Here is a 14,535-nt window from a genome sequence, read left to right as displayed (position 1 = left end):
ATGATCCTCGTACGGATACCCCGCGAAGGGCGGCGTGAGAACACCGATCGAGTCAGCCGCGGCTGGGATGTTCGCGGCGACGGCTTCGGACGGGGCCGGTGTACGCAAGGACTGGACCGGCGCCAGAGGCTCAGGTGCCGGGCGGGGACGCTGCCGGATCGGCGTACTTGACGCACGCGGGTGTCGTGTCGCGCAGATCGGGGCCGCGCAGTCCGCGCTTGCTGCGGGGCCGGAGGCCGCACTTGAGGCGGTCCTGGCCGTCGTGGTGCTGCTTGAGCACGCTGTGGGCGCATCCCCCGCAGAAGGCGGAGGGGTTGGACAGGTCGCTGTCGAGCAGCGGGGCCAGCGTGGCGGGGTGCACGCCGCGGTCGAGGAACTGGCGTATGGAGCCGCGGGGCGGGTGGATCGGGGCGGGCGTGGACGTGGTCACGGCGGATGTCCTTCCGGTCTGCCGGGTGGCGGAGTGGAGCGGGTGAGGCCGGTCGACGTGGCGGGGGAGCCGCGCCGACCGGCGGGGCGTTGCGCTACCGGGCCTTCTTCTGCTCGATCCGGTAGGAAGTGCGCGCCGACCGCATGACGTCGGCGAAGTCGACACCGATCCGTTCGGAGAAGGCGCGCAGATCGGCCAGAAGGCTGCTCAGGGCGGCGGAGAAGGTGTCGGACACTTTCTCGGAGACGTGCACTCGGAGGACGGCAGCCGCATCGCTGGCGTGGACGTAGAGGTCGAAGCAGTGATCGGCCGAGGCCGTCTCGTCGGGGTTGGCGATCGGCTCGACGGAGTGGTGGAGGTTGGGCATGGCACCCAGCGCCCGCTCGTCCAGCCGGGCCTTTGCGTCTCCCGCCATGCACCGCTCGATGTCGGTCCGCATGTAGCTGGCCAGGTGCATCAGGTCGCTGGTGACATCCACCAAGGTCACGAAGGTGTCACCACCCATGCTGCGGCGGTAGGCGATCAGTGCGGCGGCAACCTCGGGAACGGCAACGGTAGGCATGGGGGCTCCAGGAAGCAGACAGGCAACGTGGGGTTTCCGGCGGTAGAGGTGATCGCCGCCGTTCGATATGACCACTCTACGTTTTGAAACGTGAAATAGCAACGCCTTGGACTGGGAACTCTCTCCCGCACGCCGGTTGGCGCCGTCGGTCTTGCCGTTGAGCGCTTCGGTTACCCGAGGCGGATGCTTCTCGATGGGGTCCTCACCGGCGAGCCGCCCTGCATGAGCAGGCGCTGCGTACCGCGCGGGCTCCCGTCATCGCCGTCCCGCACCCGACCCCGGCCGTAGATGACGTCGGCCGCGCGGCAACCCGCGCGTGGGCGGCGCCCAGTCGAGGTCGCGCCCTGGTCCGCCACTCTGAGCGCCGGCGCGACTGCTGCCACCTGCGCAAAGCGCTGGCCTGTCGTGGGCTCGAAGGGCCCGGCTAGCCGCGCGGCCTGTCCCGCTGGGGTGCGCTTCTGTCGACCGGGGCAAGCCCGGCAACCTGACGCCACTGATCCACCTGCTCGTTGGTCACGAGGCACGTGTTGAGCTCCCAGCCCGGGTGACCCTGAGAGCGGATATGTCCAAGAACATCCTGTAGCGCCCGTTCGAGCTCCCGCACTCGGGAGTTGGCGGACTCGTCACTGATCACTGCATTCACCTCTCCTGCCGTCGCTGACCGCACGAGCGACGGCAGTGCCCCTTTCCGTCTCGTTCCTCTGTGACCGATCGGCCCTGCCTCCAGTACCGACCTGCTGTCGTGCAGGGGTGCCACAGGCCGGCGGTGCCGACCCGCTGTCTACACAGGTTCGTCGGACGAGGAAGCATCTGAGCCCCGACGCCGACGATCCATGCTGCCCGGCATCGTCAACACGAAGACCAGCAGCGCCACTACGGCGATCGCGGTGACAGAAACCGCCTCTGCCCGGGTGTCCGGCTCGTACAGCCATACGCTGCCCAGCGCGACCGCAGCGCACGGCAGCCCCGACAGGAGAGCCCACCGCTTCCACAGCCGCCGGCTGCGGTTCTGCGTGCCCTCGCCCTGCATCAGGTCTCCCGTCGCTCCCGCCGGCAGTTCGCGCCAACCGCTCCCTGCATCATGGTGCCGCCCGGCGCGGCGCCACCGGCCGGGCCGGTGCCGGGTCAGCCGCACAGCTTCTCACCGTCGAAGTATGCGCCGCGGGGCACGCGGCTTCCGGGCAGGAGACCCGAAACCACAGGCGAGCCCAAGCCTGGGACGGCCGCAAAGGCGGTGTATCGGTCCAGGGCCTTGGCCGCCACCTGCGTATCGCTCCAACGCTGCCCGAGCAGGAGGCCGGCGCCGACGTACACGTTCAGATCACCCGTGATGGAAAAGCCAAGGCGCTGGTAGTAGGGCTCCAGCGCGGGGAAGCAGTTGAGGGTCACGAGGCCGTACTGGGCGCGGGTGAACCGGCGGATCGCGTGACGGATGAGTTCGCCACCCACGCCGCTGCCCCGGTGTTCCGGGCCCACTGCTACGGCTGAAATGGTGCCGATCCGGGCGACCAGCGCGTGCAGCAGGACAGCGTCGGTGACGCCCGGGTGTTCGAACAGCCAGAGTGGAGCGCCGCCGAGGAGGGCGCCGACCAGGCGGCCCGTGCCGTCCTCGGCGACAACCGCCAGGGCCCGGTGGTGGGAGAGGGGCCCGGACTGGGGCAGCGCCAGGTTAGGCCGGGCGTCCTCGTACGCATCCGGGTCGTCGGGGTTCACGTCGGCGAGCAGGCGCATGATGGCGTCGGCGTCGGACGCGTTCGCATCGCGAAGGGTGATTCCGGGCAGGCGGGTGCGCGTTGCTTTCACGGAGAGCTCCCAGGGGTCCCGAGGCGGAAACGCCTCGCTTCATGGAGGTGGGCGACAACGGAGGCCAGAGGGGGAGTGATCACCCCTCGACGGAATTTTCTACTTACATTTCAAATCATGAATCTGCAACGGTTCTAGTGTGTGGTGTCTCCGGGGTCGGACCGGTGGAAGGTCCTCGGGCCGTCGGGCCAGACCAGGGTGATGTCGTTCGCGGCGCACAGCCCTGCGAGATCCGGGCGGGGTTCGGAGGGAACGAGCATGACGCGCCGGGGGGTCGGGTTGAAGAAGCGGCGCATGTCGATCAGTTCACCGAACGCGGCCAGCATGTGGGTGCGCGCCACGCTCCCCGAGCACGCGATGAGCTCGTTGGCCGTGAGGTCGAACAGGTCTACCGGCAGCGGAAGGAGTTCGCGAGCGGGGGTGACGTGGTAGCGGCGGACATCGCGCCCCAGCTGGCGCAGGTGGTCGCCGTAGTCCTTCAGGAGCCGGTCGGCCGCCACCTCAATGGTCGTGAGTTTCCTTCCGTGCTCGGCGCCCGGCTGGGGCCGGAAGGGCAGGGCGATGTCCCGCTCACGGATGACCGGTTCGGCGTTCAGCCGGGGCGCGGTCGGCACTCCGTGGGGCGCCGGGGTGCCGGATTCGGGGAGCAGCCTGAACACGTAGCCGGAACGCGGGGGTTGGTTCGGATCGCCGACGACCGGCAGGGACACCTGCACGTACGGGATGTCCGGATCCACTCGGTAGGCGCCGAGGTAGCGGAAGAGGCCGCCGGGCGCCGCGACGAACAGGCGCAGCGACCGCTTGGACCGCTCGTGCTCCGCGAGCGCCCGGTTTCCGCGCTTGATCAGCTGCTCTCGCCCTCCTTGCCCCTCTCCCTGGAAATGGAAATGGGCTCCGGTCCATCCGTCGTGCTGGCTGTCGTGTGCGCCGGGGGTCGTGAACAGGCTGATGACGGGGGTGGTCTTGCTCGGGCTGATCCGTCCCTGGGGCTGGCCGCCGAGAAGGGCGTGCAGTTCGGGACGGGCGATGGTGGTGCCCGGCGTGAGAAGGGCAGACATGACGCTCCTGACGGTGCTCGTCGGGCGGGGGCGGGAGAATGCGGGGTCCCGCCAGAGGCGGGACCCCGGGATCAGACGATCAGCTGGCCGTCGGGGACGGTGCGGCCGACAAGGCGCCAGGGCGGTCCCTCGGTCAGGACCGCCGTCGGGCACCGCTCAGGCGTGTGGGATGCCACCTCGTGATCCGAGTACGTGTAGAAGTACCTGGTGAGCGCGCATTTGGTACCGCGCGTGCACACGTCCCGCTCTGCCACGAACACGTGGTACACGTCCGAGGACACCGGGATGCTGTGGCGAACGGACGCCGCGACCCGCTTGCCGGAGATCGAAGGGCTCTGCCTGAACCGTGAGCCGATGCTCAGGCCGTAGACGTAGGCCGTCTGGCCGTTCCGGTCGATCCGCCAGCGCAGCACGGAGCCGAAGCGCGGGCTTTCCGGGTACTCCACGTCGTTTCCTGCCGGGACCGCACCCGTCATGTCGAATACGGTCTCGTGGGCACCGGCGAACGCCTGGGGGACAGCAAGTACCCAGTGCGAGGTCGCGCGGTCGGGGAACTGGTATGCCCTCCGGCGCCGGTACTGAGTGCCCGACTTGCGCTGCCTTATCAACGGCTTGTTGCGTTTCATTGAGGTCTCACCCGTTCCAGATGCGCACGCACTGCGACTTCGCTTCGTTCGACCCCTTCACGCCGTACACGTCGGGGAACGCGCGCTCGACGACACCCGGATCAGGCTCGACACTCACGGACTGGCCGACGGAGTGCCGGACGGTTCCGGTGTAGTCGCCCAGCCAGCTGCCGGTCACCGCCACCCGGTCCCCCGTGCGGAACTCGCCGAGGCGGCTGCTGAGGAACATCCTGATCCGGTAGCTCAGTGGCATCTTCACCGTTGTCCGCGTCCTTCTCATCGGTGTTCTCCGTCCATTCGCGGCTTGGGGATGGGGGCGGCCCCCGGCGCACTGGCCTGCTCGGGAGGGGCCCAGCGAGAGCCTTCGGGCCTCGCGGTGCAATCAATGTACATCATGAAACATGAAGAAGCAACGCCTTAGGGAGTGTTCCCCACTCCCTGCCGGAACTCGGCGAGTCCGGCGCGGAAGTGATCCCAGGCCAGTTGGCTGTCGACGGCGTCCTCGATCGCCGACCACACCAGCCCCCGTGCCGGATCCTCGGGGATGCGCGGCTCGCCGGCGTTGCCCCGGATCACGGTGACCGTGTCTCCCACCGGCGGGCGCGCACGATAGACAAGAATGCAGGTGGGGGTTCCGTGCCCGGGGATGTAGGCCCCGGAGGTGTCGATGATCCAGCGCGCGTCGAACCGCGGCAGGAACTCCTCGACGTACCGCCTGCCGAACTCCCGCTTCATGAACGCATTGCTGGTCAGCTGTGCCACGAACCCGCCCGGTGCGGCGAGATGCTCAAGCATCAGCGCCGCGAAGGGCAGTGCCAGGGAGTACTTGCCGGTGGCGACCTGCGGGTACGCGGCGCGCACACGGTCGCGGACGGCGGGGTCCTTCGGCGTGATGTAGGGCGGGTTGGCCACGCAGGCGTGATAGGCGCCGGCCGCCAGCAGGGGCTCGTCGCGCGCCAGCAGCGAGTCGGCCGCCGCCACGTTGACCGGCCAGCCCGAGGGAAGACGCTCCACGGGCGTGCGCAGGATGGTGGCGCTGCTCGCCAGCAGGCGATACGCCGTCAGTACCGCGGCGTACGGGTCCAGGTCGACCCCCGAGACGGCGGTCAGCGCCCGTTCGACCGCCCGGTGCCCGTGTCCGGCCGGGGCCGGGCGCCGACCGCGGGCCGGCGGGACACGGGCCATGTGAAACGCCGCCATGACGATGTGTCCCGTCCCGCAGGCGGGGTCGATCATCCGGACGTCGGCCGGCCCCCACTCCTGCATCGCCGGCTCCAGGGACAGCCGCAGCAGCAGCCGGGCGATCCAGGGCGGCGTCTGGCACAGGGCGCGGCCCTTGCGGGCGTCGTCCGAGAGCAACTGGTAGGTGTCACCCAGGGCGTAGCCGTCGATCCGGTGCTCGTCCTCCAGGTCCGGGTGCCCGTCCCAGAAGACGCTGACGGCCTCCCACGCGCCTTCGCCGAGCGGTTGCGACCAGACCGGCAGCACGTCCGGATCGGTCAGCGCAGCGAGGGCGGGGTGGCAGGAGGCCAGCGTCTCCAGGGACTTGCGCAGGCCGTCCGGCCCGGGCGCGGGGGCGGTGTCCGCGAGCAGGCCGTGGTCCTGGGCATGCCGGACGAGAGCGGCCGCATGGATCCACAGCGCTGCGCTGCGCCGTTCACCGGTATCGCGCGCCACGGCGCCGGTGAGCTTCTCGTACGCGCCCGGGGGCAGAGTGCGGCTGGTCATGATTCCTTGCCTGGGGCGGGTGCGCTGCCGTCACCGGTCATCGAGGTCCAGACAGAGGCGAATCCGTCGCGGGCCTTGTCCCGGACGCCGGCCGGGGCGATCACGTAGAAGTCCTCGACCGATCCGTATGTCTTGGAGTCCGGCCGGATGCGTGTGCGCACCCGGGAGATGCCGGCGCCGTGGGCGCTGGTGGACTGCTCGACGGGGCGGTCCAGGGCCGTAGCCGCGTTGTGCAGGAAGGCACCGGCTTCCGCGCGACTGCCGGTGCGTACGGTCTTCACCGACCGGTAGACGGTTCCCTTGAAGCGGCTGTCGCGGCACTCCGGCGCGGAGCAGCGGTCACCGTGGGCGTCACGGCACTCGGGCCGCCGCCCTGCGGTGTAGGCCCGCTGCAACCGGTAGACGGCCCATTCCTCTTCGTCGAGGCGCGCCTCGAACCGGCCGAGCGCTTCGGTGTTGCAGTCGGCGCTGATGCGGCGGTGGAGCGTATCGTCCTTGTACAGCGAGCTGTTGTCGTTCAGTGCCATCGAGACGTACTCCAGGCGGAGCACGCGGGCGGCGAGGTCGGGGTACTTCCTCAGCCGCTTCAGATGATCAGGCTGAGGCGAACAGACCCCAGAAAATGGACAGACCGGGCAGTAGCTCTTGGACATGGCGATGCCGAGCCGCTCCTTCACATACCCCTGCACTCCCTGGCGGCCGAGGCCGAGCCGGATCAGCGGATAGTCGAGCGCGAAGGTCTGTCGGCCGGCCTTCTTGTCCCTGCGGGCCTGGTGCCGGTTGGCCTCTGCGGCACGCTTGGACTCGTCGGCGTTGTAGCCGAAGAGCTTGCCGACGGTCTGGCCGCCGGCCTGTTCCATCTGGAAGCGGTCGTTGGGGAAGGCCTTGAATTTCAAGCTGCATTTGTGACCGCCCGAATACTGCGGGACGGTGCCGTTGGCTTCCAGTTCGTCCATCAGGGTCCATTGGCCGCGGTTGAACACCTTGGTGGGATTCGTGGTGTCGCTCAGGACTTGGACGCCGGCTTCCTCCAGGTGGCCGGCCCGGGCGACCTGCGCATACCGGATGCCCTTTGCGCGGAGCCTGGGCAGGACATGTTCCTGGACGTCGGCGATCGTGTCGGGAAATTCGAATCCCGTGAGCCCTGTGACCACGCTGAAGTCGGAGAAGTCCTCGGCGATGCCGAAGCTGACAGGGTCGTCGAGGATCGCCAGGAGCAGGGCCGTCGAGTCGAGGCCGAGGCCGTAGGACAGCGACTTGTGCGGTGCCGCGCGGAATGCCTCCAGCCTCTCGGGGGAGACCACCGCGGGGGTAGGGGAGGGCGGGGCCGGGGTGGCCTCGACGGGAGGGTCGTCGAACAGGGTGAGAGAAGACATGGGCGTACCTGGTGGGGGAGGGGCGGGTGCGGCCGTCGCCGGACGCACCCGCCGGTGAAGGTGCGAGCGTCAGGCCGGGGGCGGTGCGGCCCGCGCCGCGTCGATGCCCGCGGGGGTGAGGTAGGGGCGGTGCCTGGGGCCGGTGCGGCCGTCGTCGCCGTCCGTGGGCTGCACGGCGCCGTCCGCGTCCCGGTACTCGACGAGTCCGAGCCGGGCCAGGGCGGCGGCAGTCGGCCAGGCCACCTTCGGCCCGAGCAGGCCGGTGTTGTCGCCGGAGTCGAGGGCGGCCCTCTGGGACTCGTTGAGCACGGCACGCCGACCTGCACCGGTGATGACGTACGGTCCGACACCGCAGTCCTGGGCGGTCGCCGGCGGCAGCCGGAAGCCGTCGCCGTCGTTGCGGTAGACCAGGCCGTCGTCCAGATAGACCTGGAGCGTGGCGCGGCTGACCCGGTTGGTGAGGTGCCCGGACGGGTGAGTGCACGCGGCCCGGAGGTGTTGAGGCGCGGGAACACCAGGCCTGTCGGTCATCGCGGTCCCTCCAACTCGGGGACCGGCCCCGGCGGGAGCGCCGGCTGGCCGCTGTCCGACGGCTTGGCCTTGCGGCAGTCGGGGCCTTCGCAGCACGTTGCCGCCCGCGGGTTGGTCCACTCGCACGCGGGACAGCACCACATCAGCCCGGCTGCGACCGCTGCCGTGCAGATCGCGGCCTCCTGGTCGGCGTCCGCTGCGGCCAGGAGCTCTTCCAGCACCGTGGGATGCGGGGCACGTCCGGGGCCGTCGTCGAGGACGACGGTGTCCTCGACGACCACCTGCAGCGGCACGGTGCCGTCCGGCCGCACGATGCGGTCGGCATCGGCGCTGTCCAGGTGAACCGAGATCCTTACGACGCTGTCCTTGGCGTCGAGGTAGGCGAAGGTGAGCACCCCGACCACCTCCATGCAGCCGGGACCCTCGTCGTCGGCATCGTGGAAGACCGCGGCGCGGTTGAGGGCGTCGGCCTCCGCGGCGGTGGGGAAGGCGAAGTTCAGCGGGAGGATCCGGGACCGCTGCGGACGGACGATGTCTTCCGCGTGCAGCGAGTAGCCTTCGCTCGGCCGCGCGTCGCCGTCCGGGCCGTAGTAGAGCTCGACGGTCTCGCGGTCGTCCGTCGGAGGCTGGTCCGGCACGCCCGGTTCGCCGTACAGATTGTCCCAGCTCGACCGGGCGTGACTGGCGAGTTCGGCGAGGGCGGCGTCTTCGGTGGCGTACGGGACGGTGGAGTCCTCGTGGTTGGTCCACATGCGCAGCAGCCAGACCTGCTGGCCTGGGCGGGGCCCCAGGACCGTGGAGGCGGCGGGAGCGGATCGGCCGGCGGCCCGGGCCAGGATCTCGGCCCATGCACGGGTGGCCAGCTCACGGTCCGTCTCCGACAGGTCGGCGGCTGCCGGGGTGTCGGCCAGGGCTCCGGCGATCCGGACCAGGCGTTCGATGTCGGGTGGGCTGAAAGTCTCGGTGATCATGGTTTGTCTTTCATCCGTGCCGAAGGCTTCCGGCGGGCGGAGAGCCGGGGGGAAGGCGGTGTCGGGCCGTGGCCCGGCGCCGCGGGGTTACAGGCCCAGTTCCTGGAGGGCGGCCAGGAGTGCGAGGGCGCGCTCGCGGGCGGGGGAGATGCGCACGCGCCGGATGCGCAGTGGCTTCGGAGGGAGCACGATTCCCACGGGTTCACCCCGCCCGCTGTGGTGCAGCTGGTAGTCCTCCAGTGGCAGCATCCAGGCGTCCCAGTCCTCCGCCTCCTGGCCGGAGCGCCGTTCGTCTTCGTCGCTGGAGGCGGTCACGGGGCACGGGCAGTCGGGGTCGTCGCACGGCCTGCCGGCCGGGTGCTGGGCGATCACTCCGCCCTGCCGGTAGGTGGACGCGGTCCCGGACAGCATCGGGCAGGCCTGCTCGGAGTAGCGCAGACAGGGTGGGTGAAGCCCGGGCTCCGGCGCGTAGCCGACGCTCACGTCCTGGGGCCGGACCAGCACGTAGAACCGGTCATGCAGTGGGCGTTCACAGACCTGGCAGAGCCGGTTGGTGAAGGCGCGGGTTCGCTTGTGGGGGTCGAGAGCGCCGAAGGTGACGGCGTTGTTGTGCTCGAAGGCGACGTAGGGGACCACGAGGCCGCCGCGCCGGGGCCGGTGAGCGCACATCTGCGGGATCGGGGGCGCGGTCATCGCGTGTCTCCCGGTGAAGGAGACGACGTCGCCGTCGCGGCGGGGGCAAGGCGCTTCAGCAGTTGCCGGATACGGCGGGACCGGCCGTACTCGTCATCGTCCAGGGTGGTGTTGAACAGCTCCCGCGCCAGGTCGATGTCCGTTGTCCCGGCGTCGGCGCCGTACAGCGGCAGTGCGGCGCGGATCAGCCGGTCACCCTCTTCTTCCGGGGGCCGGATCTCCTCCCGCCAGTCCCAGTAGCTGGCCAGAGCTGCACGGCGCTCGGAGCGGCTGCCCATGGCGTCGGGGCTCCAGATGATGTGACCGGTGTCGTCGGCGAGGGCCATGGCCGCTGTCAGCGTGCTGACGCCGTTGTACGAGCGGAACATCACCGCTGCAAGGCACGTGCGGTGGTCGGGCAGTTCCTGGGTGGGCACCCAGCCCGCCAGCGCGATTTCGGCGTTCCCGGTGCATGTCAGTCGGGGGAAGTAGTTCAGCACGCCCAGGTCGAACGCGACGGCGTACTTCGCAGCGGATTCGGTCATCGGTGGTCCTCGAAGCGGAGGTCAGGGGAGCGGAGATGCGTCGCCAGCCCGGCCCTGAAGCGGGCTGCTTTCGGCGGAGGTTGGCGGGAGAGGCCCGGTGCCAGACAGGACGTCCGCTCGAGCCGATACAACTACACTACATCTTGAAACATGATTATGCAACGTTTCGGGTTTGGAGAATCCCTTGAGGGCCTTCGGCCACCCGGAACCAGTTCGACAGCAGATCCGAGCACAGCTGCCGGATGCCGCCTTGCTCCCACAGCACTCGCGACTGGGGAATCGAGGCCGGCCACCACTGCACCGACACCGCCATCTCCGCCTCCGGCACGATGTCGACGGCCACGCCGTACCCCTCGTCCCTGCTCCAGTCGGCCATCCGGACGTGAGGGCTGAGTGCACCGACTACGCGCTCGTGCAGCCGGGTTGCCTCCTCCTTGGCGCTGCGTGCGGCCACGCGGATGTCTCGTGCTTCGGCCGCGGGCACCGGCCGGTAGACGGTGCTGTGCCCGTCGGGTTCGGCCACGACGAGGGCGCCGCCCTGCGCCGGCAGGACCCGGTCCCGGCCGGCATCCGCGGCGAGCTCCATGAGCCGACGGCCGCACACCGCGAAGGCCGGTCCTGCGGCGGGGATGGCCGATGCCCGGTAGTGCTCGTGCTGTACCAGCTCGGCGGCGTGCCGCACGTTGAGCATGGCCCGCGCGAGCTCCCGGAAGCCCGGCTGCCCGGATGCCGCGTAGCGCACCAGATGGCGGTGGATCTGGACGGCCTGCTGTTCGCCCGGGGCGGCGAACTCGCTTCCCACCACGCCGCGCACGACGAAGTCGATCACCTGCGGCAGGTAGACGGCGGTGAAGGAGCTGCGGCGCAGCAGGCGGAGTTCCGTCTGCGCGTATGAGCCGGGAACCGGGACAAGAGTCCGAAACACAGGCCATCACCTCTTCTGCGGGGTCTGGCGGGTCACGGACGGGACGGATTCTGGGAGTCGAGGTAGGCCGTCCACGCATCGTGCTCTGCCGCCGTGAACACCGGGAGAGGAGTGATAGGCGCGCGTCCGAAGCACTGTTCGCACTGACGGACGCCGTCTTCGTCAGCGGCGCTGCCGCCGTCCTGGCCCTGGTCCGCGACCCATGCCCCGCACAGCGCCCGTCGGGCCTCGACGGGCGGATGGAACATCAGATGCAGGCACGCGCCGACGAGCACGGTACGTACCTCGACGGTCGCCGATGCGGTGGCCGTTGGCCCGAACCGGTCGGCGAGGAAACGTACGACGAGTCCGTACGCAGCTGTGCGCCGCTCCGCCAGGGTCCGTGGGTCGACGGGCGCCGTGCCGACCGAGCGCAGGGGAGGGCGCAGATCGGCCGCCAGACGGTCGAGCAGAGCCCGGGCGTCGGCACGGAACCCGGGATCGTCGCCCCGAGGGTCGGGGCTGCGCATTCCGGCCCAGACCCAGGACGAGGGCACGAACGAGGCCAGGCCGCTGAGCAGGTCATACGAACTGCTGACGGCCCAAGTGGCGTAGGCCGTGCACGGGTGGTGGTCGCAGCTCCCGGCGGGTGCCTGGCATGCGCGCAGTTCGAAACGGATCCCGAGTGCGGTCGCCTCGGTGCGTACGATGCCGAGCTGCGAAGAGTCGTCACGGCCGCCCCGGTACCACCAGGCCGGCTGCCCGTTCAGGAGCGGGCCTGCTTCGTCGCTGGGACCGGGCCCCTGCGCCTCGGCTGCGCGGGCGGACCGCAACGTGGTGTGGACCGAGGTGACCCGGCCGTGGCTGGTCACGAGGTAGGTCATGAACGTGTCTTTCTGCTGCGGTCGGGCACCGAAGTGCCCGACCGTCGGTGCGGATCGAGTCGCGCGGGTGATGGCGCAGAGGACGTCAGGCGGCTGCGGACTTCGTCTTCGCGGCCGCGCCGGACAGGCTGCCCTTGGGCGCCTTCTTGACGGCGACGCCCTTCATCGGAAGCTTCTTCGTGCCGTCCACCAGGTCCTTGAATCCCTGGCCCGCGCGGAAGCGCGGCACGGACGTCTTCTTGACCCGAACCCGCTCGCCCGTCTGGGGGTTGCGGGCGTAGCGGGCCGGACGGTCGACCTTCTCGAACGAGCCGAAGCCGGTGACCGAGACCCGTTCCCCCGCGACGGTGGCACGGACGATGGCGTCCAGAACGGCGTCGACCGCGTCGGCGGCCTCCTGACGGCCGCCCAGCTTCTCGGCAACCGCGTCTACGAGCTGAGCCTTGTTCATGTCGAACTCCTGGAAGAGGGAGGGGAGATGTCGAAGGCGCCGGAGGGCCGTGCGTCTTCTCGCGTGGACTCCCGCCGTACGAGAGGGGCGGGTGGGGTGGGACGACCGGCCTGCCGTAGTAGCAGCGGCGCTGGCCGACCCAACGACCATGACAGTACACGGTGAAAAATTAAATCGCAACGCATCTCGTCGGGTTGACGAGATTGATTCGCCGTGTCAGGCTGACATAACGACAGCGGGTCGGAGCGCCAGGCGAGTTCACGCCGCGCTCCCCGCAGCCGTCACTCTCAGACCTCCCCCGCACCCCCTTGAGCATCCGGAGACCCCTCGTGATGACAACGCCCGCCGCCCCCAACGCCCCCCGGCTCGCACACACGCTGGACATCCACGCCACCGATCGCGCAGCCGGCGTTCTCATCGGCGCCGCGTGCGGTGACGCCCTTGGCGTTCCCTACGAGTTCCAGCCGCCCCTCACGCAGAGCCAGCAGCCCGCCATGATCGGCGGCGGCCTGGGCCCGTACAAGCCGGGGGAGTACAGCGACGACACGCAGATGCACGTCTGCATCGCCGAGGTCGCTGCCACCGGAGCCGATCTCACCAGCCGCGAGGCGCTCGACCAGATCGCCTTCCGTTTCCATGAATGGCGTGCCGGGGGTGCAACCGACATCGGTTCCCAGACCAGCACCGTCCTCCGTACGGCGAAGGCCAACACGACCGCCTCGCCGGGCGAGGCCATGATGGCGGCGGCCGACGCCTACACCGCCCGCACCCTCTACAGCGCGGGCAATGGCTCACTGATGCGGACCGGGATCGTCGCCCTCGCCTACCTGGACGACATCGACGGCATGGTCAAGGCAGCCACCCTGATCAGCTCTCTCACGCACAGCGACCCGGAATGCGTCGAGGCGTGCATCCTGTGGTGCTCCGGCATCCGGACCGCCGTTCTCGAAGGCACCTTCGACGGCGTCCGGGACGGCGTCGCACTCCTGGCCGCCGACCGGCAGGACCTGTGGAATGCCCGGCTGGACGAGGCCGAGGCCAACCCCCCGCACCGCTGGGCCCGCAACGGGTACGTGGTCACGGCCCTCCAAGCGGCCTGGTCGGCCATCACCCGCACCCCCGTCCCGGAGCACGCACCCGAGCGCGGTTCATTCCCCGCACAGCACTTCCAGCTCGCCACCGAAGCCGCCGTACGGGCGGGCAACGACACCGACACCGTCGCCGCGATCGCGGGTGCTCTCCTGGGCGCGCGATGGGGCGTCTCGGCCGTCCCGCTCTCCTGGCAGCAGGCCGTCAACGGCTGGCCGGGCCTGACCGGTCCTGACCTGGTCCGCCTGGCGGTCCACACCGCGCGCAAGGGCGCCGACGACGCCGACGGATGGCCCTCGGCCGCCCGCGTGCGCATTCCCGCCTACGCGGGAAAGGGCTTCGCCATCGCGCATCCCGAAGACCCCTGGGTCCTCATGGGCAATCTGCCCATGACCGAATTCCAGGGCGAAGCCCCGATCGACGCGGTGGTCTCGCTCTGCCGGGTCGGCCAGGAACCCATCTTCGCCGGACACGACGTCGAACACGTCCGCGTCTGGCTGGTGGACAAGGAGGGCGCGAACCCCAACCTCCACTTCGTCCTTCACCAGGCTGCCCACCAGATCCTCCGGCTGCGGCAGGAAGGCAAGCGGGTCTTCCTCCACTGCGTGGCGGGACGCTCCAGGACCCCGGCCGTGGCCGCCGCGTACAGCATGCTCCTCGGGCAGCACCCGTACACCGCCCTGGTCAACATCTACAGGGCCCTCGACCGGAACTGGACACTCCTGGCCCACCCGCAACTGCACGATGCGGTGTACGAGTTGGCGGGACTTGCGCCCCACCGGCCCCGGCCCCGCCGCCGCTTCCTTCTCGACACGCTGAAACTCCGCTGACCGCCACCGCCACCGCCACCGCCGCCGAGCAGTCGGCGCCGGGTATGAGTCGGGCCCGGCACCCTGAGCAGAAAC

General features: G+C 70.0%; 16 protein-coding genes and 1 pseudogene. 1 reads left to right on the top strand and 16 read right to left on the bottom strand.

The genetic code is table 11. The annotated features are described in order from the left end of the window. Positions 1–130: 130 nt before the first annotated feature. The 16 genes and pseudogenes from ABZ896_RS23065 to ABZ896_RS22990 form a co-directional block, all read right to left on the bottom strand. Positions 131–430: a hypothetical protein gene (locus ABZ896_RS23065; RefSeq protein WP_360932066.1), complete on the bottom strand. Its 300-nt coding sequence runs from the start codon at positions 428–430 to the stop codon at positions 131–133. Between the two features lie 94 nt (positions 431–524). Beyond that, entirely contained in the window at positions 525–992 is a 468-nt protein-coding gene (locus ABZ896_RS23060; RefSeq protein ID WP_360932063.1) for a hypothetical protein, read from the bottom strand. 781 nt (positions 993–1,773) lie between these two features. Beyond that, positions 1,774–2,022 (bottom strand): hypothetical protein, encoded by a 249-nt coding sequence (locus ABZ896_RS23055; protein ID WP_360932060.1) that lies wholly within the window; start codon positions 2,020–2,022, stop codon positions 1,774–1,776. A 95-nt stretch (positions 2,023–2,117) separates the two neighbouring features. Next, on the bottom strand, positions 2,118–2,795 hold the full coding sequence (locus tag ABZ896_RS23050; RefSeq protein ID WP_360932057.1) for a GNAT family N-acetyltransferase: 678 nt from the start codon (positions 2,793–2,795) through the stop codon (positions 2,118–2,120). 134 nt (positions 2,796–2,929) lie between these two features. Next, positions 2,930–3,853 carry a hypothetical protein gene (locus ABZ896_RS23045; protein ID WP_360932054.1) on the bottom strand — a complete coding sequence of 308 codons (924 nt, stop codon included), beginning with the start codon at positions 3,851–3,853 and terminating at the stop codon, positions 2,930–2,932. Positions 3,854–3,924: 71 nt separating this feature from the next. Next, entirely contained in the window at positions 3,925–4,479 is a 555-nt protein-coding gene (locus tag ABZ896_RS23040) for a hypothetical protein (RefSeq protein ID WP_360932051.1), read from the bottom strand. Positions 4,480–4,486: 7 nt separating this feature from the next. Next, complete coding sequence (locus ABZ896_RS23035; protein ID WP_360932048.1) at positions 4,487–4,738, bottom strand: hypothetical protein; 252 nt, start codon at positions 4,736–4,738, stop codon at positions 4,487–4,489. A 158-nt stretch (positions 4,739–4,896) separates the two neighbouring features. After that, positions 4,897–6,207 carry a DNA methylase gene (locus tag ABZ896_RS23030; RefSeq protein WP_360932045.1) on the bottom strand — a complete coding sequence of 437 codons (1,311 nt, stop codon included), beginning with the start codon at positions 6,205–6,207 and terminating at the stop codon, positions 4,897–4,899. Continuing rightward, positions 6,204–7,583 (bottom strand): hypothetical protein, encoded by a 1,380-nt coding sequence (locus tag ABZ896_RS23025; protein ID WP_360932042.1) that lies wholly within the window; start codon positions 7,581–7,583, stop codon positions 6,204–6,206. Before ABZ896_RS23025 ends, ABZ896_RS23030 begins: the two co-directional genes overlap by 4 nt. Positions 7,584–7,652: 69 nt before the next feature. Then, positions 7,653–8,114 (bottom strand): hypothetical protein, encoded by a 462-nt coding sequence (locus ABZ896_RS23020; protein WP_360932039.1) that lies wholly within the window; start codon positions 8,112–8,114, stop codon positions 7,653–7,655. Continuing rightward, positions 8,111–9,085, bottom strand: a complete 975-nt coding sequence (locus tag ABZ896_RS23015) for a hypothetical protein (RefSeq protein WP_360932036.1) — start codon at positions 9,083–9,085, stop codon at positions 8,111–8,113. Before ABZ896_RS23015 ends, ABZ896_RS23020 begins: the two co-directional genes overlap by 4 nt. 87 nt (positions 9,086–9,172) lie before the next feature. Further along, a complete protein-coding gene (locus tag ABZ896_RS23010; RefSeq protein WP_360932033.1) occupies positions 9,173–9,778 on the bottom strand; it encodes a hypothetical protein in 606 nt (201 codons plus the stop codon). Next, entirely contained in the window at positions 9,775–10,302 is a 528-nt protein-coding gene (locus tag ABZ896_RS23005; protein ID WP_360932030.1) for a hypothetical protein, read from the bottom strand. Before ABZ896_RS23005 ends, ABZ896_RS23010 begins: the two co-directional genes overlap by 4 nt. 154 nt (positions 10,303–10,456) lie before the next feature. Further along, the gene (locus ABZ896_RS23000; RefSeq protein ID WP_360932027.1) at positions 10,457–11,227 is read right to left on the bottom strand and encodes a hypothetical protein; all 771 of its coding nucleotides are present in this window, start codon (positions 11,225–11,227) and stop codon (positions 10,457–10,459) included. A gap of 32 nt (positions 11,228–11,259) precedes the next feature. Beyond that, a complete protein-coding gene (locus ABZ896_RS22995) occupies positions 11,260–12,090 on the bottom strand; it encodes a hypothetical protein (protein ID WP_360932024.1) in 831 nt (276 codons plus the stop codon). Between the two features lie 88 nt (positions 12,091–12,178). Then, positions 12,179–12,541: pseudogene (locus tag ABZ896_RS22990) on the bottom strand (HU family DNA-binding protein); the annotation flags it as partial. Between the two features lie 332 nt (positions 12,542–12,873). Here ABZ896_RS22990 and ABZ896_RS22985 point away from each other — a divergent pair. Then, on the top strand, positions 12,874–14,460 hold the full coding sequence (locus tag ABZ896_RS22985; RefSeq protein ID WP_360932021.1) for an ADP-ribosylglycohydrolase family protein: 1,587 nt from the start codon (positions 12,874–12,876) through the stop codon (positions 14,458–14,460). Positions 14,461–14,535 lie beyond the last annotated feature (75 nt).

It is taken from the genome of Streptomyces sp. NPDC047072 (assembly GCF_040643855.1).
Lineage (GTDB): Bacteria > Actinomycetota > Actinomycetes > Streptomycetales > Streptomycetaceae > Streptomyces.
This window is presented reverse-complemented; position numbering and strand designations above follow the sequence as displayed.

Coding starts and splice junctions, on each gene's coding strand:
- ABZ896_RS23060 (WP_360932063.1), bottom strand. CDS start 992: ATGCCTACCGTTGCCGTTCCCGAGGTTGCCGCCGCACTGATCGCCTAC.
- ABZ896_RS23055 (WP_360932060.1), bottom strand. CDS start 2,022: ATGCAGGGCGAGGGCACGCAGAACCGCAGCCGGCGGCTGTGGAAGCGG.
- ABZ896_RS23045 (WP_360932054.1), bottom strand. CDS start 3,853: ATGTCTGCCCTTCTCACGCCGGGCACCACCATCGCCCGTCCCGAACTG.
- ABZ896_RS23040 (WP_360932051.1), bottom strand. CDS start 4,479: ATGAAACGCAACAAGCCGTTGATAAGGCAGCGCAAGTCGGGCACTCAG.
- ABZ896_RS23030 (WP_360932045.1), bottom strand. CDS start 6,207: ATGACCAGCCGCACTCTGCCCCCGGGCGCGTACGAGAAGCTCACCGGC.
- ABZ896_RS23025 (WP_360932042.1), bottom strand. CDS start 7,583: ATGTCTTCTCTCACCCTGTTCGACGACCCTCCCGTCGAGGCCACCCCG.
- ABZ896_RS23020 (WP_360932039.1), bottom strand. CDS start 8,114: ATGACCGACAGGCCTGGTGTTCCCGCGCCTCAACACCTCCGGGCCGCG.
- ABZ896_RS23015 (WP_360932036.1), bottom strand. CDS start 9,085: ATGATCACCGAGACTTTCAGCCCACCCGACATCGAACGCCTGGTCCGG.
- ABZ896_RS23010 (WP_360932033.1), bottom strand. CDS start 9,778: ATGACCGCGCCCCCGATCCCGCAGATGTGCGCTCACCGGCCCCGGCGC.
- ABZ896_RS23005 (WP_360932030.1), bottom strand. CDS start 10,302: ATGACCGAATCCGCTGCGAAGTACGCCGTCGCGTTCGACCTGGGCGTG.
- ABZ896_RS22995 (WP_360932024.1), bottom strand. CDS start 12,090: ATGACCTACCTCGTGACCAGCCACGGCCGGGTCACCTCGGTCCACACC.
- ABZ896_RS22985 (WP_360932021.1), top strand. CDS start 12,874: ATGACAACGCCCGCCGCCCCCAACGCCCCCCGGCTCGCACACACGCTG.